This window comes from Qipengyuania sp. YIM B01966, from assembly GCF_016461955.1.
Taxonomy (GTDB): Bacteria; Pseudomonadota; Alphaproteobacteria; order Sphingomonadales; family Sphingomonadaceae; genus QFOP01.
This window is the reverse complement of the sequence record NZ_JADMNM010000008.1, coordinates 93,148-119,493: the sequence shown is the minus strand read 5'-3', so window position 1 is coordinate 119,493 and position 26,346 is coordinate 93,148. Positions and strand designations below refer to the sequence as shown.

At 63.6% G+C, this 26,346-nt stretch carries 23 protein-coding genes and 1 tRNA gene; 13 read left to right on the top strand and 11 right to left on the bottom strand.

The genetic code is table 11. The annotated features are described in order from the left end of the window. Window positions 1-98 precede the first annotated feature (98 nt). Genes arsH through ILT46_RS10060 form a run of 5 tightly spaced genes read right to left on the bottom strand, consistent with a single transcriptional unit; the run spans window position 99 to window position 3,276 of the window. Window positions 99-839: an arsenical resistance protein ArsH gene (gene arsH / locus ILT46_RS10080; protein ID WP_199504507.1), complete on the bottom strand. Its 741-nt coding sequence runs from the start codon at window positions 837-839 to the stop codon at window positions 99-101. 15 nt (window positions 840-854) lie between these two features. Next, the gene (gene arsB, locus ILT46_RS10075; protein ID WP_199504506.1) at window positions 855-1,925 is read right to left on the bottom strand and encodes an ACR3 family arsenite efflux transporter; all 1,071 of its coding nucleotides are present in this window, start codon (window positions 1,923-1,925) and stop codon (window positions 855-857) included. 20 nt (window positions 1,926-1,945) lie between these two features. Beyond that, window positions 1,946-2,374, bottom strand: a complete 429-nt coding sequence (gene arsC / locus ILT46_RS10070; protein WP_199504505.1) for an arsenate reductase (glutaredoxin) — start codon at window positions 2,372-2,374, stop codon at window positions 1,946-1,948. Next, on the bottom strand, window positions 2,371-2,904 hold the full coding sequence (locus ILT46_RS10065) for an arsenate reductase ArsC (protein ID WP_199504504.1): 534 nt from the start codon (window positions 2,902-2,904) through the stop codon (window positions 2,371-2,373). The genes arsC and ILT46_RS10065 overlap by 4 nt, the downstream gene beginning before the upstream one ends. Window positions 2,905-2,934: 30 nt before the next feature. After that, window positions 2,935-3,276 carry an ArsR/SmtB family transcription factor gene (locus ILT46_RS10060; protein WP_370592411.1) on the bottom strand — a complete coding sequence of 114 codons (342 nt, stop codon included), beginning with the start codon at window positions 3,274-3,276 and terminating at the stop codon, window positions 2,935-2,937. A 174-nt stretch (window positions 3,277-3,450) separates the two neighbouring features. On the opposite strand from ILT46_RS10060, the gene ILT46_RS10055 reads away from it, so the two are divergent. The 5 genes from ILT46_RS10055 to ILT46_RS12430 all read left to right on the top strand — a co-directional run bounded on the left by ILT46_RS10055 (window position 3,451) and on the right by ILT46_RS12430 (window position 10,078). Further along, the gene (locus tag ILT46_RS10055; RefSeq protein WP_370592414.1) at window positions 3,451-6,894 is read left to right on the top strand and encodes a response regulator; all 3,444 of its coding nucleotides are present in this window, start codon (window positions 3,451-3,453) and stop codon (window positions 6,892-6,894) included. Next, the gene (locus ILT46_RS10050; RefSeq protein WP_370592410.1) at window positions 6,894-7,718 is read left to right on the top strand and encodes a CheR family methyltransferase; all 825 of its coding nucleotides are present in this window, start codon (window positions 6,894-6,896) and stop codon (window positions 7,716-7,718) included. The genes ILT46_RS10055 and ILT46_RS10050 overlap by 1 nt, the downstream gene beginning before the upstream one ends. Continuing rightward, window positions 7,715-8,281 carry a chemotaxis protein CheB gene (locus tag ILT46_RS10045; RefSeq protein WP_199504502.1) on the top strand — a complete coding sequence of 189 codons (567 nt, stop codon included), beginning with the start codon at window positions 7,715-7,717 and terminating at the stop codon, window positions 8,279-8,281. The genes ILT46_RS10050 and ILT46_RS10045 overlap by 4 nt, the downstream gene beginning before the upstream one ends. Further along, window positions 8,278-9,414: a hybrid sensor histidine kinase/response regulator gene (locus ILT46_RS10040; RefSeq protein WP_199504501.1), complete on the top strand. Its 1,137-nt coding sequence runs from the start codon at window positions 8,278-8,280 to the stop codon at window positions 9,412-9,414. The genes ILT46_RS10045 and ILT46_RS10040 overlap by 4 nt, the downstream gene beginning before the upstream one ends. 523 nt (window positions 9,415-9,937) lie before the next feature. Continuing rightward, entirely contained in the window at window positions 9,938-10,078 is a 141-nt protein-coding gene (locus tag ILT46_RS12430; RefSeq protein WP_370592413.1) for an excalibur calcium-binding domain-containing protein, read from the top strand. A gap of 117 nt (window positions 10,079-10,195) precedes the next feature. Here the strand turns inward: ILT46_RS12430 and ILT46_RS10035 are convergent, their stop codons facing one another. Continuing rightward, complete coding sequence (locus ILT46_RS10035) at window positions 10,196-11,428, bottom strand: hypothetical protein (RefSeq protein WP_199504500.1); 1,233 nt, start codon at window positions 11,426-11,428, stop codon at window positions 10,196-10,198. Window positions 11,429-12,271: 843 nt separating this feature from the next. Between ILT46_RS10035 and ILT46_RS10030 the strand changes: the two genes are divergently transcribed. From ILT46_RS10030 to ILT46_RS10020, 3 genes are all read left to right on the top strand, one after another. Then, on the top strand, window positions 12,272-13,390 hold the full coding sequence (locus ILT46_RS10030; RefSeq protein ID WP_199504499.1) for a metallophosphoesterase family protein: 1,119 nt from the start codon (window positions 12,272-12,274) through the stop codon (window positions 13,388-13,390). Then, window positions 13,390-16,029, top strand: coding sequence for an AAA family ATPase (locus tag ILT46_RS10025; protein WP_199504498.1), 2,640 nt, complete (start codon window positions 13,390-13,392; stop codon window positions 16,027-16,029). The genes ILT46_RS10030 and ILT46_RS10025 overlap by 1 nt, the downstream gene beginning before the upstream one ends. A gap of 99 nt (window positions 16,030-16,128) precedes the next feature. Further along, window positions 16,129-17,178 carry an SIR2 family protein gene (locus tag ILT46_RS10020; RefSeq protein WP_199504497.1) on the top strand — a complete coding sequence of 350 codons (1,050 nt, stop codon included), beginning with the start codon at window positions 16,129-16,131 and terminating at the stop codon, window positions 17,176-17,178. On the opposite strand, the gene ILT46_RS10015 is transcribed toward ILT46_RS10020, so the two are convergent. Beyond that, entirely contained in the window at window positions 17,154-17,414 is a 261-nt protein-coding gene (locus ILT46_RS10015) for a hypothetical protein (protein ID WP_199504496.1), read from the bottom strand. The two genes, ILT46_RS10020 and ILT46_RS10015, sit on opposite strands and share 25 nt — an antisense overlap. Window positions 17,415-17,507: 93 nt before the next feature. On the opposite strand from ILT46_RS10015, the gene ILT46_RS10010 reads away from it, so the two are divergent. Further along, a complete protein-coding gene (locus ILT46_RS10010; RefSeq protein WP_199504495.1) occupies window positions 17,508-18,911 on the top strand; it encodes an ATP-binding protein in 1,404 nt (467 codons plus the stop codon). A gap of 290 nt (window positions 18,912-19,201) precedes the next feature. Then, window positions 19,202-19,966, top strand: a complete 765-nt coding sequence (locus ILT46_RS10005; protein WP_199504494.1) for a helix-turn-helix transcriptional regulator — start codon at window positions 19,202-19,204, stop codon at window positions 19,964-19,966. Here the strand turns inward: ILT46_RS10005 and ILT46_RS10000 are convergent. Together ILT46_RS10000 and ILT46_RS09995 are read right to left on the bottom strand one after the other, a co-directional pair. Beyond that, entirely contained in the window at window positions 19,963-21,279 is a 1,317-nt protein-coding gene (locus ILT46_RS10000; RefSeq protein ID WP_199504493.1) for a tyrosine-type recombinase/integrase, read from the bottom strand. The two genes, ILT46_RS10005 and ILT46_RS10000, sit on opposite strands and share 4 nt — an antisense overlap. Window positions 21,280-21,439: 160 nt before the next feature. Next, window positions 21,440-21,530, bottom strand: a tRNA-Ser gene (locus ILT46_RS09995). A 162-nt stretch (window positions 21,531-21,692) separates the two neighbouring features. On the opposite strand from ILT46_RS09995, the gene ILT46_RS09990 reads away from it, so the two are divergent. The 3 genes from ILT46_RS09990 to ILT46_RS09980 are packed head-to-tail and all read left to right on the top strand — an operon-like array spanning window position 21,693 to window position 24,230. Then, window positions 21,693-22,463 carry a DUF1134 domain-containing protein gene (locus tag ILT46_RS09990; protein WP_199504492.1) on the top strand — a complete coding sequence of 257 codons (771 nt, stop codon included), beginning with the start codon at window positions 21,693-21,695 and terminating at the stop codon, window positions 22,461-22,463. Between the two features lie 43 nt (window positions 22,464-22,506). Then, on the top strand, window positions 22,507-23,688 hold the full coding sequence (locus tag ILT46_RS09985) for an amino acid aminotransferase (protein WP_199504491.1): 1,182 nt from the start codon (window positions 22,507-22,509) through the stop codon (window positions 23,686-23,688). Beyond that, window positions 23,688-24,230 carry a GNAT family N-acetyltransferase gene (locus ILT46_RS09980; RefSeq protein WP_199504490.1) on the top strand — a complete coding sequence of 181 codons (543 nt, stop codon included), beginning with the start codon at window positions 23,688-23,690 and terminating at the stop codon, window positions 24,228-24,230. The genes ILT46_RS09985 and ILT46_RS09980 overlap by 1 nt, the downstream gene beginning before the upstream one ends. Here the strand turns inward: ILT46_RS09980 and feoB are convergent. After that, a complete protein-coding gene (gene feoB, locus ILT46_RS09975) occupies window positions 24,227-26,083 on the bottom strand; it encodes a ferrous iron transporter B (protein ID WP_199504489.1) in 1,857 nt (618 codons plus the stop codon). The genes ILT46_RS09980 and feoB overlap by 4 nt on opposite strands. Further along, window positions 26,083-26,322, bottom strand: a complete 240-nt coding sequence (locus ILT46_RS09970; protein ID WP_199504488.1) for a FeoA family protein — start codon at window positions 26,320-26,322, stop codon at window positions 26,083-26,085. The genes feoB and ILT46_RS09970 overlap by 1 nt, the downstream gene beginning before the upstream one ends. Window positions 26,323-26,346: the final 24 nt, after the last annotated feature.

Here is a 26,346-nt window from a genome sequence, read left to right as displayed (position 1 = left end):
CTCGCGGCGTCCGAAACTCTAAACGCTAGCGGAATGTCTGTTTTGAAGCGTGGATCCCTACGAAGCAGACTTTCTGCACAAGCCGCCTCCGACATTTATCAGTCTGCTGCTAGTCCGGCTTTCTCGACGTGCGTTTCTACTGGCAAACCCTTGTCCACGCGTTCGGAATACCGATCGACCAGTTGATCTGCATGCGGCCGCAGGAGGACGGTGAAGCGGACCAGTTCCTCCATCACGTCGACGATGCGGTCATAATAGGCAGACGGCTTCATCCGCCCGGCTTCGTCGAACTCATCATACGCCTTGGCGATCGAGGACTGGTTAGGGATGGTGAACATGCGCATCCAGCGACCAAGCACGCGCAATGTATTGATCGTGTTGAAGCTTTGCGAGCCGGCGCAGACCTGCATCACGGCCAGCGTGCGTCCCTGTGTTGGGCGCAGGCCTTTGTAGGCCAGTGGCAGGTGGTCGATCTGCGCCTTCATGATCCCGGTCATCTGGCCGTGCCGCTCGGGACTGCACCACACCTGCGCTTCCGACCACAGCGAATGCTCGCGCAGCTCATGAACGGCGGGATGATCGTCGTCTTTCACCTGATCCGGTAGCGGCAGGTCGGATGGGTCGAAGATCCGCGTTTCGCAACCGAAGAACTGCAACAGGCGGGCAGCGTCCTCCACCGCCAGCCGCGAGTAGGATCGCTCCCGCAGCGAGCCGTAAAGCAGCAGGATGCGCGGCGGTGGGTCCATGGCGCCGAGCCCCATTGTTGGGTTGCGATGGAGATACTCGGCACGCAGCGAGGGCAGGTGATCGGGATCGGAGAGGGTGCGAAGGCGGGACATAAGGCTCGCTTTGTCTCAGGACTGGGGGAAGCGATCGCGCGTGCGGTTGGCGAAGGCCACTAGCGACAGCATCACCGGGACTTCCACCAGCACTCCGACGACGGTCGCCAGTGCTGCGCCACTGGTCAGGCCGAACAATCCGATGGCAACGGCCACCGCCAGCTCGAAGAAGTTGGATGTGCCGATTAGCGCGCAGGGCGCGGCTATGTCGTGAGGCACTTTCCACGCCTTGGCCGCAGCATAGGCGATGGCGAAAATCCCGTAGGACTGGATGATGATCGGAATGGCGATCAGCACGATCAGCAGCGGATTAGCGATGATGGTTCCGGCCTGAAAGGCGAACAGCAGAACCACGGTCGCCAGCAGGCCGATGATCGACCAGGGCTTGAGCCGCGCAGTGAAGGCATCGACCGCCGCCTCGTCCCCATCGTGCGAGCGAATGACCTGCCGTCTGGCGATCGCCCCTGCCACCAGCGGAATGACGACATAGAGCACGACCGAGAGGAGCAGCGTCTCCCACGGCACAACGATATCGGTCACGCCCAGCAGCAGCGCCACGATGGGCGCAAAGGCGAAGATCATGACGAGGTCGTTCACCGACACTTGCACCAGCGTGTAGGCCGGATCGCCCCGCGTCAGCTGCGACCAGACGAACACCATGGCGGTGCAAGGTGCTGCGCCCAGGATGATGAGCCCGGCGATATACTGGTCCGCGTCACCTTCCGACATCAGCCCGGCGTAGAGATAATCAAAGAACAGCACCGCCAGCGCCGCCATTGTGAATGGCTTGACCAGCCAGTTGACGACCAGCGTGATGACCAGCCCCTTGGGCTTGCGACCTACGTCCTTGATGCTCGAAAAGTCGACGCCCACCATCATCGGGAAGATCATCGCCCAGATCAGCACCGCGACCACCAGATTGACCGAGGCGTATTCCAGCCCTGCCATGACGCCGACTACGCCCGGTGCGACCATGCCAAGCGCCAGGCCGACGAGGATGGCTCCCAGCACCCAAAGTGAAAGGAAGCGCTCGAACGTGCCGAGTGGCGAGACCGCCGGAGCGGGTTCTGCAATGGTCCGGGTCATTTGCGTTTCCTGTCATTCGCTCAGCGCACGCGCATGCCTGCTGCGCCCACCACCTGTTCGCCATCTTCCTTGGTGAATGCAGTTTGTTGGTCAGCCGGAACGAGATCGAGCACCTCTTCCGACGGGCGGCAAAGCTTCACGCCGAGCGGCGAGACCACCAGCGGGCGATTGATAAGCACGGGATGCTCCGTCATCGCGTCGATAAGCTGCACGTCCGGCAGGGTAGGGTTGTCGAGCCCGAGTTCGGCGAACGGCGTGCCCTTTTCACGCAATAGCTCGCGAGGGGTGATACCGGCCCGCTCGATCAGGCTTTCGAGCATTGCGCGCGAAGGTGGCGTCTTGAGATATTCGACCACGTGCGGTTCGATCCCGGCATTGCGTATCATGGCGAGCGCGTTGCGCGAGGTCCCGCATTCGGGATTGTGATAGATGACGATGTCGCAAGTCACTGGGCGTTCCCGTCTTTGACCTGTGCCTTGGCGCTAGCGCCATCCTCTCGCCCGATCTCGGCAAGCTTGCTGCGCATTGACATCTCGTCGATGGTCTTGATCGGCAGCATCAGGAACAGTTCGATCCGGCGCTTGAGATAGCTCAAGGCGTCGAGGAAGGCCTCACGCTGTTCCTCTCCTTCGACGGCGGCAGGGTCCTCGACGCCCCAGTGGGCGGTGATCGGTTTGCCGGGGAAGACGGGGCAGCTCTCGCCAGCGGCATTGTCACACACCGTGAAGATGAAATCGAACTGGGGCGCGCCGGGCTTCGTGAATTCGTCCCAGCTTTTCGAATGCAGGCCTTCGGTCGGATAGCCAAAGTCGCCCAGCACTTCGATCGCCATCGGGTGCACATCACCTTTCGGCTGGCTGCCAGCGCTGTAAGCAGCGAACCGGCCTTCGCCCATCTTGTTCATCAGCGCTTCGCCTAGGATCGAGCGCGCCGAATTCCCGGTGCAAAGAAACAGGGCGTTGTAGACCCTGTCAGACATTGAAACCTCGAAATGAGCGGTGGTTGATGATCAGGGCTTGCAGGCCGCGATCTCGGAAAAATCGGCGCAAAGCAGCGGATCCCCCTGGCAGCAATCTTCCATCAGGAAGGCGAGCAGCTGCCGCATGCCGGCGTAATCCGCACGATAGCGGATCACTCGGCTCTCGCGCTGCGATGTCGCGAGGCCTGCCCGCTCGAGATCGGCAAGGTGATGCGACATCGTGGAGGCGGGAACGCCGCAACCCTGCGCTATCTCGCCCGCCATCAGCCCGTCGGGCCCAGCCTTTACGAGCATGCGGAAAACTGACAGCCGCGTTTCGTGCCCGAGCGCCTGCAGGGCATCGACGGCCCAGATCTGATCGCCCTGCATCATACGAATCCGTTTGCTTTGGACATATTATAAAGCGGTTCCGCACCAGCTCAAACCATAATTCGAGAAGAATCGAAATTACGGATTTAGGCTCGATATGCTGCCCGGCAGAAAACCAGTTGCTTGCCAGAATTTGCGTGCAATTAGGGCGGCAGGCTCTTCCCTTGAGGTTTGTAGATTTTGCAGGAACTGAAAACGAAGCAGGGCATCCGTCTCTCCTCCACGGGGTGGTCGATCATCGGCCTGCTGGTGGGCGTCGGATTTTTCCTCGTCACGGCATATGCCGCCTACGGCAACGTGGCCGGAATGCGGGACAACGAGGCGCGGATCCGCAACACGCACGAAGTGCTCACGGCGCTCGACGAGCTGATGATCGCGACCCTGGATGTGGAAAGCGGCCAGCGTGGTTTCGTCATTACCGGTGAAGACAAGTATCTCGAGCCCTATCGAATGGGGGTTGAGGATGCCCGTCGAAGCCTGTCCTCGCTTGAAACGCTGATGCAAGCCAATCCGGTCGGGGGCGAGAGCCTCGATGTGCTTCGGTCCAAAGTCGAAACCAGGCTCAGACTTTCCGAAGATGCGATCCAAACGCGGCAGGAGGAGGGGTTTGCAGCAGCTGTAGAAGTGATCGACAGCGATCAGGGCAAGGTCGCCATGGACGCAATCCGGCAGCAAATCGCGCAGATGAATGTCGAAGAGGCCCGGCAGCGCCAGCAGCGTATCGCTGAGCTGGCGGCGGCTTCGCGTGCTGCGATCATCGGCGCTGTGATTACGAGCCTGATCGGTATTGGCCTGACCATCGCCATCTTCATCCTCATGGCAAGAAGCAGTCGCAACCGCGAGCGGCAGAGCTGGCTACAGGCTGCACAGGTGGAATTGAGCGAAACCATGCGGGGCGAGAAGACGGTGCCCCAGGTGGCTGGCGCCGTGCTGTCGTTTCTTGCCGAAAGAACCGGCGCGAATGCCGGGGCACTCTTCAAGGGCGAGAGCGGCACGTTCAATCGTGTAGCCATGCTCGGCGTTGCGGACAGCGCGTCTGTGCCGGAGACGTTCGGCCTGAACGAAGGCCTTCTAGGCAAGGTGGCAGCGGATGCGCGCGCAACCACGCTGTCGGACCTACCCGCCGGCTATCTGAAGATCGGATCGGCGCTGGGGAGTGACACGCCGAGACATCTCATCGTGGCCCCTATCTTCAACGAAGGATCGGTTAACGCGGTCGTCGAGCTCGGATATTTCGATGCCGTGGATGATCGCGTGCTCGAACTGCTCGACAACGTCTCGGGCTCGATTGGCGTCGCGCTCCGCTCGGCGCGCTTCCGCGAGCGATTGCAGGAAGCACTGGAGGAAACCCAGCGGCAGGCAGCCGAATTGCAGGCCCAGAGCGAAGAACTGCGGGTCTCCAACGAGGAGCTGGAGGAGCAGGGCAATGCGCTGAAGGAATCCCAGGCGCGCCTTGAACTCCAACAAGTGGAGCTGGAACAGACCAACAGCCAGCTCGAAGAGCAGGCGCAGACCCTTGAAGGACAGCGCGACGAACTCAAGCGCTCTACGGCCGCCCTGCAGCTCAAGGCGCGTGAGCTGAAACAGGCGAGCCAATACAAGTCGGATTTCCTCGCCAACATGAGCCACGAGTTGCGCACACCGCTCAATTCGTTGCTGATCCTGTCCAAGCTGCTCGGAGACAACAGCGACGGCAATCTCACCGCCGACCAGGTCAAGTTCGCCCGCACGATAGAATCGTCCGGCAACGATCTGCTGAACCTCATCAACGACATCCTCGACCTGTCGAAGATCGAGGCCGGCCATGTCGAAATCGAGGCTGGCACGGTTTCGACCGACCGGCTGACCTCCGATCTGCGCAAGGTTTTCGAGCCGCTTGCACAGCAGCGCGGCCTGGAGCTCAGCATCGCACTGGAATCCGGTGCGCCGCGTTCGATCGAGACCGACCGGATGCGGCTGGAGCAGGTGCTGAAAAACCTGCTGTCCAACGCGATCAAGTTTACCGAGGACGGAAGCGTCACCCTGACCATATCGCCAGGGGAGAACGATATGGTCGACTTCGCCGTGGCCGACACCGGCATTGGCATCGACGAAGCACAGCGCGAGGCGATCTTCGAAGCCTTCCGCCAGGCGGACGGCACGATCAGCCGCAAGTTCGGCGGAACGGGACTGGGGCTGTCCATTTCGCGCGAGCTGGTCCGCCTGCTTGGCGGCAGCATCCGTCTCGAAAGCGAAAAGGGCAAGGGCAGCACCTTTATCGTCAGTGTGCCCGCCACATATGACCCCGCAATGGTTGCACCGAGGCAGCTTCCCTCTGCTGGCGAGGTAGCGACGGAGACGGCGCTCGCCCCCTCGCCCGCACCCGCCAGGCCAAAATCCTCAAAAGCGAGTGCGCCCGTGCTGGACGACGACCGCAAGGACCTTTCGGAAGACAAGCGGCTCCTGCTGGTGATCGAGGACGACACGACCTTTGCCGGTATCGTGTGCGACCTGTCGCGCGAGCTGGGCTTCCAGTGCATCATTGCCGGAACGGCGACCGAAGCCATCGAGCTTGCCCGCGAATATCGCCCGAGCGCGATCGTGCTCGATATCGGATTGCCCGATCAGTCCGGCCTGACCGTGCTCGACCGGCTCAAGCACGAGGAAGAAACGCGCCATATCCCGATCCACGTGATATCCGGGACGGAACAGAGCCAGACCGCGCTGGCGCTCGGCGCGATCGGCTTTCTCGAAAAGCCAGCCCCGCGCGAACGTTTGGCCGAAGTGCTCTCGGGCTTGCAGGAGAAACTGGCTTCGCGCGTGCGGCGCGTGCTGATCGTGGAGGATGACAAGGTCCAGCGCGAAGCGGTGGCCAGCCTGCTCGGTTCGCAGGATGTCGAGACCGTGGGTGTCGGCACCGCAGCCGAATGCCTCGAGGAATTGCGCGAGGGGCAATACGACTGCATGGTTCTCGACCTCGCACTGCCCGATGCGTCGGGGTTCTCGCTGCTCGAAACCTTGAGTGAGGAACAGGACGGGCCCCTTCCGCCGGTCATCGTCTATACCGGCCGCGACCTGTCGGCCGACGAGGAGCAGCGCCTGCGCCGCTATTCCAGTTCGATCATCATCAAGGGTGCCAAGTCGCCCGAGCGGCTGCTGGACGAGGTATCGCTGTTCCTCCATCGGGTCGTATCGGACCTTCCACCCGAACAGCGCCAGATGATCGAGAAGGCGCGCCATCGCGACGCCGCGCTGGAAGGACGGCGCATACTGATTGTCGAGGACGACGTGCGCAATGTCTACTCTCTCACCAGCATCCTCGAGCCGCGCGGTGCGCTGACGCAGATCGCGCGCAACGGGCAGGAGGCGCTCGACGCGCTCGGCGAGGCTGCGGACGATCCCGATAAGGCCATCGACCTTGTGCTGATGGACGTGATGATGCCGGTGATGGACGGCCTTACCGCCGCCCGCGCGATCCGCGCCGATGCGCGCTGGAAGAAGCTGCCGATCGTTATGCTTACTGCCAAGGCGATGCCCGACGATCAGCAAAAATGCATTGATGCCGGCGCCAATGATTACATGGCCAAGCCGATCGATGTGGACAGACTGCTGTCGCTGGTGCGCGTATGGATGCCCCGGTAATGGGCGAGAGTATCGAGGATATCGAAATCCAGTTGCTGCTGGATGCCGTCTATCGCCATTATCACTACGATTTCCGGCACTATGCCCGAGCGTCGATCAAACGGCGGCTGCTGCAGGCCCGCAGCCAGTGGGGATACGACAGCATCTCCGCTATCCAGTCGGCCGTTCTCCACGACGAGAGCATCCTCCCGCAGCTGCTGAATTTCCTCACCGTGCAGGTGAGCGAGATGTTCCGCGATCCATCCTATTTTCGCGCTCTGCGCGAAAAGGTCGTGCCCCATCTGCGCACCTATCCCTCGCTCAAGGTATGGGTTGCAGGTTGCAGTCACGGCGAGGAGCTGTATTCCTTGGCCATTCTCTTCGCAGAAGAGGGGCTGTTCGAACGAACGATCTTCTATGCTACCGATATCAATCCGGCTGCCCTCCGTGCGGCACAGGCAGGCGTGTTTCCGCTCGAACGCATGCGCCTGTTCACCGAGAATCACCGCCTGTCCGGCGGCCATACCTCGCTCTCCGACCATTACACCGCAGACTACGACCGGGCGGCGTTCAGCAAATCGCTGCGAGAGCGCACTGTCTTTTCGGACCACAGCCTGGTGACCGACGCAGCCTTTGGCGAGATGCACCTGATCTCCTGCCGCAACGTCCTCATCTACTTTGATCGCGAGTTGCAGGACCGGGTTGTGGGCTTGTTCGGGGAGTCGCTCGTGAGAGGCGGTTTTCTCGGCATTGGATCGAAGGAAAGCCTGCGCTTCTCGGAACACGCGGACTTGTTTGCGGAATTCGTGCGAGAGGAAAGAATCTATCGGAGGAGTTCGCAATGACCCTCCAGGCCGTCGTGATCGGCACTTCGGCTGGCGGCGTCCAGGCGCTGTCGCAGGTGCTCCCCAGGCTGCCGGCGGATTTTCCCGCCCCGGTTCTCGTGGTCGTCCATGTCCCGCCGAGGCAAAGCAATTCGCTCGTCGACCTGTTCGCCGCGAAGTGTCGACTCCCGGTCAAAGAAGCGGAGGACAAGGAACCTCTAGCGCCCGGCACGATCTATTTCGCTCCGCCGGATTATCACCTGCTCGTCGAAGCCTGTGGAACCATCGCCCTGTCCTCGGACGAGCCTGTCAATCATTCGCGTCCGGCGATCGATGTGCTGTTCGAAAGCGCAGCCGATGCCTTTGGTCCGGATTTGGCCGGCATCGTAATGACCGGGGCAAACAGCGATGGGGCGCAGGGCCTGCGGGCCGTATACGCCGCCGATGGACAGGCCATCGTGCAAATCCCCGCCACGGCAGAAGTCGCGACCATGCCTGAGGCCGCACTGACCGCCTGTCCCGACGCGCGGACGATGGCACTGGAAAGAATTGTACCCGCTCTGGAGGCGATGATCGCGCGATGACCGATACTGTCAAATTCCTGCTGGTAGACGATCTGGAGGAGAACCTCCTTGCGCTGGAGGCGCTGCTGGCGTGTGAAGATCTTGAACTGCACAAGGCTCACAGCGGGGAGGAAGCTCTCGAACTGATGCTGGGCAACGAATATGCGCTTGCCCTGCTCGACGTGCAGATGCCTGGCATGGATGGCTTCGAATTGGCCGAAATCATGCGCGCAAACGAGCGTTCGCGGCATATTCCAATCATTTTCCTCACCGCAGGCAGCGGGGACGCGGCGCGCAAGTTCCGCGGATACGAGGCAGGCGCGGTCGACTTCATCCAGAAGCCGATCGAAGCCGACATCCTGCGATCCAAGTCGAGCGTCTTCTTCGATATGTTCATCCAGCGTCAGCAGATTATTTTGCAGCGGGACGAGTTGGCAAACTTGACCAAAGCGCTGCAAGCCGCCGACCAGCAAAAGAACCGTTTCCTGGGGGTGCTCGCCCACGAACTGCGCAACCCGCTGGCGGTGCTGGCGGCCGGGCTCAATTTCCTAGAACGTCCGAGAGAGGGTCTGGACCGCGAGACCGTCCACAAATCGATCAGGCAACACCTCGGTCACATGACCCGGCTTGTCGACGATCTGCTCGATATCAACCGTATCGAGCACGGCAAGATATCGCTGCGCAAGGAGACCCTCTTGCTCGGCGACCTCATGCCGCAAGCACTGGAAATCGCAGGGCCGTCAATCGAGGCGGGAGGTCATGAACTTCTGGTGGATCTTCCCGAAGACCCGATCATGCTCGATGTAGATCCAGCTCGCTTTATCCAGATTGTTGGCAACATCGTCGGCAACGCGGCTCGGTATACACCCAATGGTGGCCGGATCGCTGTCACTGCTGCGAAGTTGAATGATCGCGCGACCCTGACAGTGTCGGATAACGGCGTAGGCATCCCGACCGAACGGCAAACGCTGATTTTCGAAATGTTCGAACAATCGGATAATGGTCTCGGGATCGTCAGTGATGGACTGGGGATCGGTCTCGCACTGGTGAAACAACTCGTCGAACTGCACGGCGGGGAAATACGCCTTGTCAAGAGCGTTCCGGGAGAAGGCAGCACGTTTGAGGTATGGCTGCCACTAGCTCAGCTAGAGTGAACTCGAATGCAGCCGCTTGCGAGCGATTGAGCTCCTTTCTCCGATCATCCAGGACGAAATGCTCCCGGAATAAGAGACGCCCGCGGCAGGTAGTCTAATGCATCCGGACGAAGCTCTTTGAGCGCTCGGCGCTAAGGGCGCGAACTCAAAGGATCCGGGTTGAGAACGGCAGCTTTCAGGACAAAAACCCAAACACTCGAATGACTGGGATTGGGGCGCGTTGCTGCCCGGCAGCTTTCGCCAAGAGCAGCCTGACGGCTATTGGGCCGTTTGCAGAACGTCCGCTCATGGCAAGCAAACGTGGTAAGCGGCCCTTTACGCTCTTATGGCAGCTATCGCGGATGTCTTGGCATGGTCGCACCCGGCACGCCAGGCTACAGCGGCAACGGCGCCTAATAAGGACAGAGACGACTTTGGAGACCGCTAATCGATACGGTTTTGTTGCCGTCGCTTCAGGCCTCGGCATAACGTTCGGCGTGAATGCCTCGGATAACGCGCAGAAGCGCGAGGCCATCCTCGCGGCATTACCGCAAGGCTAGCCTATTCTGGTTGCGACGAAGTCCGTGCCGCTGGTGGCGCGCCGATCTACAGCTTCGAGATCGGCTTTTCCAATCGCTTGGAGGGCGAGGGCGATGGCGATGGAATTGGCTCCTATGGAGGCTAGTAACTGGGCCGATTGCTGGCCTTCCAGATGCCCGTGGGCGAACAGAGGAAGTCGACTCTTGGTGAGTCGTCGACCACCATGCCTACTGAGGTTCGCAGTTTGTGCGACCCCCGCTCCTCAAGGCGAGGTTAGCAAGGTCAGTCCCATGCCGCGATCCTGTAGCGTGGCCAATTCGGAATAAAGCATGTTGGTCGGACCCCACTGCGCGTGGACGATGCCAACACCGTCGGTATAGGTAAAGCCCGACCAAACCGGCCCGCCGCTGTCGCCCTTGTCAACCATCAAGCTTACGCCCGCATCCGCTTTGATCCAGCTCATATATCCGTAGCCATTACTCCAGATCAGGTCGTCTTGCAGAACGCCACACGTCTGGCGAGTCACCTGTCCGAATTTGCATAAGTAGGAACCAGTGACCGGAGTGTATTGATACCTCACCGGCCGATACGACGATCCATCCCAGATGTAAGGCTCATAGGTGTCCGAAGAATTTCGGTGATAGGAGATGTCGACGCCATAGCGCGCGACGGTGCTGCTATCAACGCGACCTCTGTACTCCTTCACATACGACTGCAGCGTGCCGGACCGACAATCGGTTATGTTGGTTGCTGTGGTGAACACCAAGGGCTGGAGGTTGTTTTCGATGGACGTGTGTGCAGCGGTTAGTACCCCCCTTCGTGAAGGAGCGGCCGTCTCGTAGACGACATATCCCCATGTCCCTCCCGCGCACGACGATCCTTTCACGTAAGGGGCTGGTCTACCTCCGCGCACCGCAGCAGTGAGGACGATCGGGTCGCTCTGCTCAACGGAAATGAAGTCAGGCAAATCATTAAGCGCAGCGTCCAGCGCCTGACGCGTCGCTGCTACGTCGGTAGTCAAGACTGTCGCGAGGCCCTCTTTTCGCTTGAGCCGAAAACCTTGGAAGCCGGGAAGTGACTGCAGAACAGGCTCTATAAGCGCGACGGCGTCTTTGAGTTGTCGGGGGGTTCGAGCCAGCTCCCTCTCAGACACTTCCGATCGCAGATCGCTCTCTATCTCCGTGGCGATAACGTTGGCCATCGATGCGTCACCACCGCGATAGACCACAATCTTGTCGCCCTCCAAGGCCACTACCACCTCATCGGCCTTGCCCTGCTGCCTCACTTTAGCCGCCAGCCTCGCGGCGTTCCGCTCCAGGCGCAGCCTCTTGGTCGCCTGACCGACGGAAATATTCAGACGAGCAGATAGGGCTTTGGCCTCTTGGTTGCCTGGATCGCTGAATGGCCTGCTTTCCGCGTTTCCGCCAGTTTGAGACGCCGCTCCAGTCGGCCATACCGCAACTGCTGCGAGCAACACCAAAGATGAAAGCGACATTCCCTTATGCATTAGGATCGACCTTATTGAGGATGAACGCTGGCCCGGAGCACGTCGTCGGATTGCTGATGTGACGGGCGCTCTCGTTGAGTACGTCGAAGCCACCCTGCCCGCTAAACGGTTCACCAAACCTGATGATTGCGCCACCGTTACGAGCAGGCAGAACAACAGTGTCATCGGTCACACGGGTACCGCGCGGCAACACCAAGACGACATCCCTCCCTGGGGGACTGGTAGTCGCCACTCGAAGGCACGAACCGTCGCGACGAACCGAGCCTTCAATCGGCGCAAGCAGGTCAATGCCTTGATACTCATATGTGGGGAAAGACTCGTGCACGCTCGTCACGCAGCCAGCACCCAATAGAACCAGAAACGGCACGGCGCGGCAGCGAGCAGGAATCATGTCGAGGTTCCTAGTAAGATCAGAAAGAGTAATGGTTTAACAGTGAGATCGTTCCGCCACCGACACGAGTGCTATGTTCAGGCCTACATGCGTGCGTCGCCGCACCCGCGATCTCCTGATGGCATCAATGAGTCCTCAGCTCGTCGCCAGGGAGCGGGCGCGTTCGGGGCTAAACGCCTTTGGCTGGGCCGTTTGCAGACCGTCCGCTACCGGCCGAAAATTCAAGCGAGCGGACGGCGCTTTCACACCCAGGATCGCCCACGTTCGTGACGCCTTGCCTGGCGCCAGCGAACTTTGGTGCCTTATAGTCCTGATGTCCAGCTCCGCCCTAAACCTCTAGACACGAAACAAGAACTATGACGCGGAGAAAGATCAGAACGGCGACATCTCGTGCTTTCCGCTGGACCAGTCATGACTTATGGGTCAGCTAGGGGGAGTTGATGCGCTTCATACACACATCCGATTGGCAGCTCGGCAAGCCGTTCGGGCGCGCGCCGGAACAGGCGCGCGCCGCGCTGCTCGAAGCGCGGCTCGACGCGATCGACGCGCTGGCAGCGGCGGCGCGGCGCGAAGGTGCCGGCTTCGTGCTGGTGGCCGGCGACGTGTTCGACAGCCCCGAGCCCGGCGATCGTATCTATCGCCAGGCGCTTACGCGCATGAAGGCCGCCAGTGACATCCGCTGGGTGCTGTTGCCCGGCAACCACGATCCGGCGCGCGCCGACGGCCTGTGGAGCCGCCTCGCGAGCGAGGCGCCGGACACCGTAATCGTCTGCCTCGAACCGCTGCCGATCGAACTCGCCGAAGGATATTGGCTGCTGCCCGCGCCGCTCCAATATAAGCGGACGCAGGATGATCCCACCGCTTGGTTCGACCATGCCGAGACGCCGGACGGTGCCAAACGGATCGGTCTCGCTCACGGCCCGATCCGCGATTTCGGATCGAGCACGGCCGCGGCGAACCTGATCGCACCCGACCGTGCCCGGCGCGCCGCCCTCGGCTATCTCGCGCTCGGCGACTGGCACGGCCGCCGAGAGATTGATGCTCTGACCCATTATTCCGGCACGCCCGAACCCGACGATTTCGATCGCGAGGTGAGCGGCGTCGCGCTGCGCGTCGACCTTGCGGGTGAAACGCCGGACGTCGTGCAGGTGGGGATCGGCCGCTATCACTGGATGTCGGAAAGCTGGTCGGTGGCCAGCGGCGGCGAACTCGACGGACTCCTTGCCAATCTCGCGCCCGGCATCGAACGGCAGCATCTCGTGCTCCGGCTCAGGCTGTCAGGCCTGCTCACGCTCGCCGAGCGCGTAGCGCTTCGTGACCGTCTCGAAAGCGAGCTGGCCCATGAGGTCCGCTGGCTCGATCTCAATCTCGACGATCTCTACGCACGTCCGACCGACGCCGATCTTGCCGACATCGACGCCAGTGGCGTGCTGCGCGTCGCCGCCGAGCGGTTGCAAGCGCTGTCGGCGACAGAGGATGCCGCCGGCAGGCGCGCGGTGGCCGCGCTCGAACGCCTCTATGTCGAGCAGCGCCGCGCCGACCGGCTGGAGGCGCGTTGATGAGGATCCGCGAGCTTCGCATCGAGAATTTCCGTAAATTCCGGCAACCGCTGCACCTGACCGGCTTCGAGGATGGGTTGAACCTCGTATGTGAGCAGAACGAGGCCGGAAAATCGACGGTCCTCGAAGCACTGCGCGCCGTCCTGTTCGAGCGGCACGGTTCGCGGAGTGACCGCATCCGTTCGTTTAGACCGCATGGCGATGAGGTCGCGCCGACTATAGAGGTCGGCTTTGATCTCGGCGACGCGAACTGGCGGCTGCGCAAGCGCTTCCTCCAGAACCCTTCGGTCGAACTGGAAGGTCCGACCGGGCGGGCGACCGGCGATGAAGCCGAGGAGCGCTTGCAGACCTTGCTCGGCTTTGCGCGCGCCGGGAATCGCGGCGCCGACGACGACAGCCGCGGCGCCTTGGGTCTGCTCTGGGTCGAACAAGGCCAATCCTTCGTGCTCGGCACGCCCGGTCAGGGCGCCCGCCGAACGCTGGAAGAAGTGCTCGCCGGCGAAGTGGGTGCCGTGACCGGCGGCCAGCGCACCACCACCGTTCTTCAGGCCATCGAGCGTAGTCTCGCCGACTATCAGACCCCGACAGGTCGACCCACCCGTCGCCTGCTTGAAGCGCAGGAGGCTGCGGCGTCGGCTGCCGAGGACGCCCGCGCCGCGCAGGCCGAGCTGGAGCAATTCGACAGCGTGCTGGAGCGGCTAGAAGCGAAACGCAACGAACAACGGCGGCTCGTCGCCGAACTGGACGATCGGGAGCAACAACAAAAACTGACTCAGCTCGAGGCCGACCTCGATCGTGCCAGGACTGCGGGCCAGGCGCTGCGCACTGCCGAAGCCTTGCTCCGCGAAGCGACCGGCGAACGCGGCCGACTGGAGTCGCGCGAAAGCAGCCGCCGCGAACTGCGCACCCAAGTCGCGCAGGCAGACCAGGGCGCGACGACGGCGCGCTCCGCCGCCGCGGATCATGACCCGGTTCTGGAAGCCGCGCGCCAGAGCGAAAAGGATGCGACCGCTGCTCTCGAATCGGCGCGCACCGCCCTTCGGACGGCCGAAGAACGGCGCCTGGTAGTGCAGCGCGGCCAAGCCGCCCAAGCGCGGCAGCGCGCGCTTGCGGCCGCCTTTCTCCGGCTCGATGCGGCGGAGAATATTGCCACCACATTGCAGGCGCGCCGCGACGAATTAACTGCCAATCGGATGACGGCTGACGCGCATAGCGAATTGCTAAACCTTGAACAGACCGTCGCCGAGGCTCAGGCCGCCGCTTCCGCCGGCGCGGCGGTCCTTTCGGTGGAGCTATTGCCATCCGCGCCGGCCGCGCGACTCAACGGCGCGGCGGTCGAAGGCGGCCTGCGTGTCCTCGTCAGCGAGCCACAGAGTCTCGAATTGGACGGATTCGGAACCGTGTCGGTCACGCCGCCGGCTTCGGGAGAACCGGCGCAGGCTAGGCTGCGCGCAGCCGAACAGGACCTCGCCGCCTTCCTCGCCGACGTCGGCTGCGCCACGCCGCTCGCCGCCAAGGAAGCGGCGCAGGCGCATCGCGACGCCACGCAGGCTTCTGCGCTGCTTGCAGCCCAGCTAAAGGCCGCCTGTCCCGAGGACGCGGCGCTCGGCATCGGCGCCGGCCTAGAATCCTTGCGCGGGGCGCTCGCGTCCGAAACGCGGCCGGGCGCGAGCGCGACACCTAAGGACGGTGCCGCCGGTGCCGAGGATGTCGACGATGCGTGGCAGATGGCGCGCACGGCCGAACGCGAGGCCGAAGGGCGCCGCCAAGCCGCGCTCGACACGTTGCAGGATGCTCAGATCACCAACGTCAAGCTGACCAACCAAGTCGAGCGCACAGCGGCCGAAGTGTCGCGGCTCGGCGAGCAACTGACCGCCGACCTCGAAGCGATGGACGATGACGCGCTCGCCGCCGCGCTGGACGCGGCCAAGACGGACGAAGCCCGCGCGATCCTGGCCCGCGACGAGGCGAAGCGCGCCGTCGAAGGTCTAGACGAGGCCGCCCTGCTCCAGCGCCGGGACGCCCTTCGCAAGCGCCGCGAGCGGCTGGTCAACGACCGGCTCGGGCTCGTCGGGGAAATCGCCCAACTCGAGGAACGCGCCAAGGCACTCGGCGGCGCCGGCCCCGCCACCCGTGCTGCCGCGGCCGCCGAGCTCGCGGAAGCCGCCGCCGCTACCCATGATCGGCTCAAGGAAGAAGCCGAAGTGCTCTCCCTTCTCGCCGAGACAATCCGCGACGCCCAACGCGAGACCGCCCGCCGGTTCCTCGCACCGATAACCCAGCGCGTGGCGCCCTTCATCGGACGGCTGCTACCCAACGCCAGTATTGTGTTCGGCGAGGATCTGCGGCCCACCCTGCTCACGCGGGGCGGCCGCAAGGAGGCCACGGACGATCTCAGCAAGGGGACACAGGAGCAACTCGCGGTCCTGACGCGCATCGCCTTTGCCGACCTGCTGATCGAAAAGGGCAAGCCCGCGTCGCTCATGCTCGACGACGCGCTCGTGTTCGCGGACGACGACCGCTTCGAGGTCATGCTCGAAATTCTGGCCGAAGCCGCGCAGCGTATGCAGATCATCATTCTGAGTTGCCGCACCAGTGCCTATCGCGGCCTCGAAGCCAAGCGGCTTCTGCTCGCATGAGAGGCGGCGGCGCCTTTCCACCTCCGCGCGGCGCAACGGCCATGTCGCGGACCATACCGACGGCGTGTCGGTTCGCTTAGATCGATCGGGGGGACAGATATGGCGGCCAAGAGCGCGGCCGGAATCGCGCAGGAATTTGCCCAGGGCGCGCTGAGCGCGACCCCGGTGATCATTCTCGGGAGCGGCGCATCGGCCGCCCACGGCGTGCCCGGCATGGACGCGCTCGCGACCCATCTGAAGGGCGCCGCGCCGCCCGCCGCGTGGACGGCCGAGGAGAATAAGGAATGGGACGCCTTCCTCGCTCATCTCACGGCCGGAACCGATCTTGAAAGCGCCTTGCAGGCGGTCCGTCCGACCGAGCGCCAGACCCATTTCATTGCCGGCGCGACGCGGGACTTTCTGCTGCCGTCCGACCTGGCCGTGCTGTCGGCGCTGCTGGCGGACCGGCATCACCTGCCGCTGTCGAGGCTCTATCGGCACCTCTTCGACAGCACCCACACGACCATTCACGTCGTCACGCCCAATTACGATCGCCTCGCCGAATATGCCGCCGACGCCGCGGACGTCAGCACCTTCACCGGGTTCAATTACGGCTATCTTCAGTCGCGCGCGCGCGATCCCAGGACGCGGATCACGATCAGGGGTCGCGAGACGCGCACGGTCGCGGTGTGGAAGGTTCACGGCTCGCTCGACTGGTTCCAGGACGCTGCCAAGCAGATCACCGGGATACGCAGTGCGCTTGCCATCCCGCCCGACTACGCGCCACTCATGATCACGCCCGGAATCGACAAATATCGCCTGACCCACGGCGAGCCTTTCCGGACGATCCTCGCGTGCAGCGACAACGCGCTGGAGAATGCCCGCGCCTATTTTTGCGTGGGCTATGGCTTCAGTGACGAGCATGTCCAGACCAAGCTTATCGAGCGCTGCGACCGCGATTCCACGCCGCTCGTCGTCATCACCAAGGAGCTGACGCCGACGGCCAAAACCTTTCTGACAAGTGGACGGTGTCGGCGCTATCTCGCCATCGAAAATGGCCCGGCCGGCGCGCGGGGCTACATGCACGATGCGCCAGCGGGCTTCGATTTCGACCGGCCGCTGTGGCGGCTCGACCAATTCCTTGATCACATAACAGGGACACCGGCATGAGCATCCTCGATTTCGCCGACGAAGAGGCGCTCGGACGCGTCCAATCGGTTGACACGGCCACGGTTATCGTTCGGATCGCCGACGTAGAGGCGCTGCGCGCGCTCCAAGTCAATCGGCTGGTCGCCCTTCAGAGCAGCCTCGCCGGCCACAAGCTGATCGGCGTCATTCACAAGATCACTCGCACCGCGATCGAGGAGGCGAAAGTGGCCGAGGTAGAACGAGGCGAGGAAGCCCATCCCGAGGTCAATCTGGTTCGCATCACGCTAATCGGCACCTTGCTCGACCGGGACGGAACACGCGCGAACATTTTCCGCCGCACCCTCGAAACCGTGCCGGAGATCGACGCCTGCTGCTTCGCTCTCGAAGGCGAGCGGCTGACCCGCTTCATGGGCGTGATCTCGGAAGTGACTGGGGGCGCGCAGCGTCTTTCGCTCGGCGCTTATACGCTCGATCCCAACGCAGAAGCCTATGTCAACGGCAACAAGCTCTTCCAGCGCCATGCGCTGGTCGTCGGCAGCACGGGTTCTGGCAAATCCTGGACGACTGCCCGGCTGCTCGAACAGGTCGCTGAGTTGGAGAGTGCCAATGCGATCGTCTTCGATATGCACGGTGAATATGCGTCGATGGCGGGCGACGGCTTCGTGCATCTCCGCGTCGCGGGGCCGGGCGACATTGAGGCGGACAAGGGGCTCGCCGACGGCGTGCTTCATCTGCCCTACTGGCTGATGAGCTACGAGGCGCTGGTGTCGATGTTCGTCGATCGCAGCGACCAGAACGCACCCAATCAGGCGATGGTCATGTCCCGCGCCATCGTCGAGGCCAAGACCGGCTTCCTGACGGCTGGCGGGCATACCGATGTTCTCGCCAATTTCACGATCGACAGTCCGGTGCCTTTCGCGATCGCATCCGTGCTCGCCGAGTTGGAGCGGCTGAACACCGAAATGGTGCCCGGCGCTCGAACCGAAAAGCAGGGCGATTTTCACGGGAAGCTCAGCCGCCTGATCCAGCGCCTCGAAGGCAAGCGCACCGATCGCCGGCTCGGTTTCCTGTTTCCGGCACCTGGCGTCGCCGACAGCTACAAGTGGCTGGACGAAGCCGTCACGCTGCTGCTCGGCGGCCGCGCGGCGAAGGGCGGTCAGGGCGGCGTGAAGGTCATTGATTTCTCCGAGGTGCCTTCGGACATTCTGCCGCTGATCGTCGGCATGGTTGCGCGCATGGTGTTCCACGTCCAGCAGTGGAGTGCCCAGGGCGCCCGACATCCGGTCGCGTTGTTTTGCGACGAAGCGCATCTCTACATTCCGCAGGACGCGACATCCGGGGCGGCGGAGAATGCGATTGCGACCTTCGAGCGCATCGCCAAGGAGGGCCGCAAATATGGTGTCGGCCTGGTGGTGATCAGCCAGCGCCCGGCGGAAGTAAACCGCACCGTCGTCAGCCAGTGTAACAATCTGATCGCCATGCGGCTGACCAACGGCGACGATCAGACCGTCGTGCGCCGCTTGCTGCCGGACAGCTTAGGCGGGTTCGGCGACTTGCTGCCGGTGCTCGACACCGGCGAGGCGCTGGTTGTCGGCGACGCCATTCTGCTGCCGACGCGCATCCGCATCGCAAAGCCGGTCAATGAACCGCTCAGCGGGACGATCGAGTTCTGGGATCGCTGGGCCGACGCTGGGGCCGCTTCGGCGCTCGACAAGGCCGTCGAGAGCTGGCGCCGGCAAACGCTTATAAAATGACCGCAGTTGCAGCTATCGCTGTACGCAGATCTATCCCGATCCAAGAGTCCGCCGGTGCACGCCGCCCGCAAAGAGCTTTCCGCGCACCGATCATGCGGCGGATTGGCGACACTGTAGTCGCGGTCCGGCGCGGCTTCACGTCTCAAGTGCCGAGACTTCGGCAGCTTACGGGAAGGGTGACAAGGTCGGCAAATGGCAAGGATTGGGCGCAAAGCTGCCATCCCACTCGGCCCCGTCAGGCAGTCGAGAAACCCGATGGCCAAGCCCGCCGGCTCTGATAATTGTTCGCCATGAGCCATAACCTCCACCCTTGGTCGCCCTACGAGGAGCGCTCGAACGCTCATTCGGTCGGCCGCGTCACGCTCATCTGGGCGTTTGGTCAGCTCGTGGAAGCGATGCTCGGGTTCATGCCCTACGAGCTGCCGACGATCTTCGCGCGACCGGAAGACGAAGGTCAGAACGACGCAGCACGTGATCTAATCAGGCTGCAATCCGAGGACATGACCAGGGCGTTTGTGCATGCTCGATTGGCGAGCTTTATGCGGCCGCTGGGCGGCGGCGAAGTCCAGCCTATCCCGAGCGAATGGTGGGAGATTGACGAACCGCTCCCACGCTTTGCGATCGGCGCGTTCGATCCCGAACGCTGGGCGGAACCTGATGCTGTCCCCACTCATCGCATTCTAGTGGGCGCCGAAAGCTTTGACCGATGGCTGGCTGCGCTGCCCGAATTGGGTCCGCTGACCGCCAGACAGATCGAGATGGTAACCGAACCGAAGCTGCGGGCCGCACGAGCGGTCTCCCGCCAAGCTCAACCGGCGGTGGAACCAGCTGACAAGCAAGCGCCATCGGACAGGAGCGATCTGGCCGGGGTTGGTCCTCCGCTCATCTCGATCGAAGCGGTGTGCGAGATGACCGGAATGGCCAACTCGACCGTCTACAAGCGCATCGATGATGACGGCTTTCCGCAGCAGATCAAGCTCGGCTCGCGCTCGCTGTGGTACAAGGACGAGGTCGCCGCATGGCTTCGTGAAAAGGCAGCTCTGCGCAGCAACTAGGTCCGCCGTTTGCGACGGGGACTATGGACGATCTCGTCAACCGGCAACGCGTCGACCATGATCATCGACGCCCAGTGCTCCGCCAGTTCCCGGCGCCGCGGCATGAAGGCCGCCCGGTTGTAGCGTAGCTCGCTGGCGCTGAGGCCCTTGGGCGAATGCGCCAGCATCAGGTCGATGATCATCCGGTCGGCGAACAACCTGATGTCATCGCCAAGTTCGCGCTCCGTCAGCTCGTTCATGATGGTCGAGAAGCTCGAGCGCCAGCCATGCGGGACGTGCCGGCCCTTGTAGCCCTCGCGGTTGTAGAGGTATCCGATCGCGTTCTCGCTGATCGGTGTCAGCCCCGATAGCGAACTCGGGAACACGTAGGGCGAGCGACCGGTGAGCCAGCGCACACCGCGCAAGGTGGCGACCGCCTCGGGCGCAAGCGGTACGCAGTGCTCGAACGCTTCGTCCTCACGCAGATGCAGTTCCAGCTTCATCTCGTCGGCGGGGATGGTCCACAGCGCTTCGGGTGAGGGAGCCGAGGCGTCCTTCCAGTCGATCCCACTCAACTGCTTCCAGGTCATGCGACGCACCATGCCAGGCCGCTGCGCGGTAAGGGCAAGGAAGCGCGCAGCTAGTCTCGTGACCGGCGAGGCGCCTGCCCGGTCGACATCGTGGATCAACTGGCGGATACTCTTCACCTTGATCAAGGCAGGGTAACGCTTTGCCGGCGGAACCGGCTTGAGCGCAGCGCCGACGGCCACCGCCGGGTTGTCGGCCTTGATCCCCAAGCCCCGCGCGTAGACGAACACCGACCCGACCCGCTGCTTCAAGCGACGGGCGGTCTCGATGGCGCCGCGCGCCTCGACCTTGCGCAGCACGGCAAGCAGCACTGGCTCGTCGATCTCGCCCAGTTCGAGCGCGCCGATGTGCGGAAACACGTCTCGCTCCAAACTTGTGATGACGTCGTTCGCGTGGACCGGCTTCCAGCGAGGCAGCTGCTGCTCATACCAGTCGCGCGCGATGGCTTCGAACGTCTGTCGCTCGTCCCGTCCTCCGATCAGCTTGCGTCGCGCCTTGTCCATTCGAGGATCGCGACCCGAGCGAAGGATCTTGCGCGCATCGTCCCGTGCCTCGCGAGCGGCGGCGAGAGATACATCGGGATAAGTGCCGAGACCGAGCGCCTGCTCCTTGCCGTCGAATCGGTATTTGTAGCGCCAGGTCTTGTGGGCCTTGGGTGAAACATGGAGGAACAGCCCCTGTCGGTCGGCGATCTTGTAGGCCTTTTCTCGCGCCGCAGCCGCTTTGACCGCCTTGTCCGTCAACATGTGCTTTACCCCCAAACCACCTCGAAGCTTACCCCCATTTTACCCCGACTTGATCGGAGCAAGGGGTAAATGAGGAGACATGAAGATGGACGCCAAACGGCGCAAAACGCAAGGTTTCTGGCGCTTTATGGCTGTTCACAGATCTGTGGAAATCGGGTGGTGGCGGAGACGGAGGGATTCGAACCCTCGGTACCCGGATAGGGTACGGTTCCTTAGCAGGGAACTGGTTTCAGCCACTCACCCACGTCTCCGGAAAGAGCGGGCCGTATAACCACGCCGGCATGGGGCGGCAAGGTGCTTGTGCCGCAACGTCCGAACGCGTTTTCGATTCGCTTGGTCGCGCGTTCATTGCCGCTTCACCGCGCCTGCGGTCTGCTACGCGCGGGTGCCATGCGCAGGGACGGGACGGGATAATGACACGCTTTTTTCGCACGATGCTCGCGGCGCTGGCGGGGGCGGGCCTGATTGCCGCCCCGGTTTCGGTGGCCGCACAAACTTTCGAAACAATCGACCCCAATGCCGCGATTGCCGCAAACCCGGTCGAGCAGCCGGGATCGGCGCCCGTCTATGCCGATCCGGCGCCGGCCGCGCAGGCCGATGTTTCCGCCGCGCCGGATTGGGCCGATCCCGCGTCGCCGGCAGCCGAGGTGACCCCGGCGGCCACCGCGGCGGCGCCTGTAGCCAGCCAGGCTGACCCTGCAACCACCTATCGCGAAGACGACCTGATCGGCGCTGCCGAGGGGGTGTTCGGCAAGGGTGCCGAAGGGGTGGCGCGGATGATCCAGCGGATCCTCGCCGAGCAGGGCGAGCCTAACGCGTATATCGTCGGGCGCGAGGCGGGCGGCGCCTTTGTCCTTGGCGTGCGCTATGGTTCGGGGACGCTATTCCACAAGATCGAAGGCCAGCGGCCGGTCTATTGGACAGGGCCGTCGATCGGGTTCGATGCCGGCGCCAATGCCGGGAGCACCTTTGTCCTCGTCTATAACCTGCATGACAGCGAACAATTGTACGAACGCTTCCCCGCTGGCGAAGGGCAGGCCTATCTGGTCGGCGGCCTCACCGCGAGTTATCTGCGCAGGGGCGACATCGTGCTGATCCCGATCCGCGTCGGGGCCGGCCTGCGGCTCGGCGTGAATGCCGGATATATGCGCTTTTCGAAACGGCAGCGCTGGTTGCCGTTCTGATTGCCCGTTGCGGGCGGCGGACGGACACGGCAAGGGGGCGGCCATGCTGAGCCAACTGGAAGCCCAACCCGCCGATGCGCTGCTGGCGCTGATCAAGCTCCATCGCGACGATCCGCGCGAGGACAAGATCGACCTCGGCGTCGGCGTCTATCGCACCGATGACGGCGCGACGCCGGTATTCGGCGCGATCAAGGCGGCCGAGCGGCGCCTGCTCGAACAGCAGGACAGCAAGGCCTATCTCGGGCCCGATGGCGATCTGGGCTTCGTCGCCGCGCTGATGCCCTATGTCTTCGGCGCAAGCGATCCCGATCGCGGCGGGAGGATCGCCGGAGTGCAGACACCGGGCGGCACGGGGGCGGTCCGGCTGGCGCTGGCATTGGCGAAGAAGGCTGGGGTCCGGCGGGTCTTGCTGGGTAAGCCGAGCTGGCCCAATCACGCGCAGATCATCGCGGATCTTGGGCTGGAGACGGTGACCTTCGATCACGCGCAGGCCGATGGAACCGCCAATCTGGCCGCGCTGGAACAGGCGATGGCGGGCGCCGGCGGGGAAACCGCGCTGCTGCTGCATGGCTGCTGTCACAACCCGACCGGAATCGATTACAGCCCCGATCAGTGGCGTTCTATCGCGGCGGCGCTGGTAAGCAGCGGCGCGCTGCCGATCGTCGATGTTGCCTATCAGGGGCTGGGCGAGGGGATGGCAGAGGATGCCGCCGGGCTGGCGATCGTGCTCGACGCCGTGCCCGAGGCACTGGTGGCCTATAGCTGCGACAAGAATTTCGGCCTCTACCGTGACCGGGTCGGCGCGCTGTATGTCATGACGCAGGCTGCGAGCAATCTGCCGGCGATCCTGTCCAATATCGTCGCTTTTGCTCGCGCCAGCTGGTCGATGCCGCCCGATCACGGGGCGGCGGCGGTGCGGCTGGTGCTGGAAGACCCGGCACTGACCCGGCAATGGCAGAACGAATTGACCGCCATGCGCGCAAGGATGCGGGCCATGCGCGAGCGGCTGGCGGCAGGCGATAACGAGGTCGCCGGAATGAACCTGGCGCCGCTGGCCCGGCAACACGGCCTGTTCGCCATGCTGCCACTCAGCCCTGCGCAGGTCGAGCGGCTGCGGGCGGATCACGCGGTCTACATGGCTGGCTCGGGGCGGATCAACGTGGCGGGCCTCACCAGCCACAATATCGACCGCTTCATCGCCGCTCTGGCGGCGGTCGCTGCGTGATGGACCGCCAGCCGCATCTGGCTGGCCCCACTCTGCTGCTGCGCCCCTTGGCCGAGGCAGATCGCGAGCCGCTCTACGCGGTGGCATCCGATCCGCAGCTCTGGGCGCTCCACCCGGCGCATGATCGCTGGCAGCGGCCGGTGTTCGACGCGTTCTTCGACGATGCTCTGGCGCGAGGCGGGGCGCTGGCGATTGTCGAGCCATCGACCGGGGCCATCATCGGTTCTTCGCGTTTCCAGAACTACGATCCGCAGGCGGGCGGCAGCGTGGAGATTGGCTGGACGTTCCTCGCGCGCAGCCATTGGGGCGGGGGCACCAATCGCGAGCTGAAGCGACTGATGCTCGGTCATGCGCTGGCGCAGGTGGAGCGCGCGTTCTTCATGGTCGGCGCGGACAATCTGCGTTCCCGCCGGGCGCTGGAGAAAATCGGCGCGGAACTGACGGACATTGCCGAGGTTCGCCGGATGGGCGGGCGCGATGTGAACCATCTCCGCTATCAGATAACGCGCGACAGCTTCGCCGCGGGGCCGCTGGCCGGCTAGCCCAGCCCCGCCGCCACCGCGATCCAGTAGGTCAGTCCGGCAAAGACATAGGCCAGCGCGAACAGATAGAAGAGCATGAACAGCGGCCATTTCCACCCGTTCGTCTCGCGGCGGGTGACGGCGATGGTTGACAGGCATTGCGGCGCGAAGACGAACCAGGCGAGGAAGGCGAGCGCGGTCGCCAGGCTCCAGCGCGAGGAGAGTTGGCTCGCGAGGCCCGCGGCCTCCGCCTCCTCGTCGGGCGCGTCGACCGCGTAGGTGGTGGCGAGCGAGGAAACCGCCACCTCGCGCGCGGCCATCGCCGGGACCAGCGCCAGCGCGATCTCGCGGTTGAAACCGATCGGCTTCACCAGCACCTCGAGCCCGCCGGCGATCTGCCCGGCGATCGAGGCATCGACCTGGCTTTCGCCCGGCTCGGCCCGCGGAAAGCTCAGCAGCAGCCACAGGATAACGGTCGCGGCAAAGATGATCGTGCCGGCGCGGCGCAGGAACACCCAGGCGCGCTGCCACAAGCCGATCAGGAGATCGCCAAGGAGGGGCAATTGGTAGCGCGGCAATTCCATGATGAAGCCGCCCGCACTCCCTTTGGTCACCGAACGGCGCAGCACCAGCGCGACCGCCATCGCGCCGACAATGCCGGCAACGTAGAGCGCGAACAGGACCAAGCCTTGCAGTCCGATGCCCGCGCCGACGCTTGTATTGGGGATGAAGGCAGCGATAATTACCGCATAGACCGGCAACCGCGCCGAGCAGGTCATCAGTGGGGCCACGAGGATCGTTGTCAGCCGATCCTTGTCATCGGCGATCGAGCGGGTCGCCATGATGCCGGGGATGGCACAGGCGAAGCTCGACAGCAGCGGAATGAAGCTGCGGCCCGACAGCCCCACGCCCTGCATCATCCGGTCCATCAGATAGGCCGCGCGGGCCATATAGCCGCTCGCTTCCATCAAGAGGATAAAGGCGAACAGGATGACGATCTGCGGCAGAAAGACAATCACCGAGCCGACACCGTTGAGCACCGCGTCGGTCAGGAAATCGCGGATCAGACCGGCCGGCAGGGCGCTTTTGACCGCTTCGGCCATCGCCCCGATTGCGCTTTCCAGGGCGTCGGCAAAGGGGGTTGCCCAGGCGAACACAGCCTGGAAAACGACGAACAGCAGCGCGAACAGGATGATCGGCCCGATCCACGGGTGGAGCAGCACCTTGTCGAGTCCAGCATGAAGCCGGTGCGTGCCGCTCTCGGACAGAATCGCGCCCTTGGCCATGTTGGCGGCGTTGAGGCGCCTCTCGGGAAGGGTGATGTGCTGCTGCGGCGCGGGGGCGAGGCCCGCCGCCTCGCCGGCGCCGGCCTCATCCAGCGCGGCGAGCAATTCGTCGAGGCCGCGCCGGCGGACCGCGACGGTGGGAATGACGGGCACGCCCAGCGCGCTCGACAACGCGGCGGGATCGATCACCAAACCGTCGCGCTCCGCAAGATCGACCATGTTGAGCGCAACAACGGTCGGCCGGCCAAGTTCGAGCACCTCCTGCGCGAACACCAGATGCTGTTCGAGATTGGCCGCGTCGAGCACCAGCACGATGAAATCGGGTGTCGCTTCGCCCGGCAATTCCCCATGCACCACCCGGCGGGTGACATCCTCGTCGGGGCTGGTGGCATCGAAGCTGTAGGCGCCCGGCAGGTCGATCAGTTCGACCGGCTCGCCCGAAGGCAGCGTCAGCCGGCCCGCCTTGCGCTCCACCGTGACGCCGGGATAATTGGCGATCTTCTGCCGCGCGCCGGTCAGCGCGTTGAACAGGGCGCTTTTGCCGGCATTGGGATTGCCGACGAGGGCAGCTGTGCGCAGTCGGCTCATCAGATGGGGGTGATCCGCATCGCCAGCGCGTGCGCGCGGCGGACCGCGACCGTCATCCGCCCGACCATCACCGCCAGCGGATCGCGCCCGCCGAACACTCCGCGATGCGCGACGGCCACCCGCGCGCCTTCGTCCATGCCCAGGGCGCGCAACCGCTTGCCTTCGGACGGGTCGAACCGGCTCCAGTCAATCGCGATGATGGTGGCGCGCTTGCCCTGCGGCAATTGATCGAGGGTCATGCACGCGAATTAATCCAGCGCAGG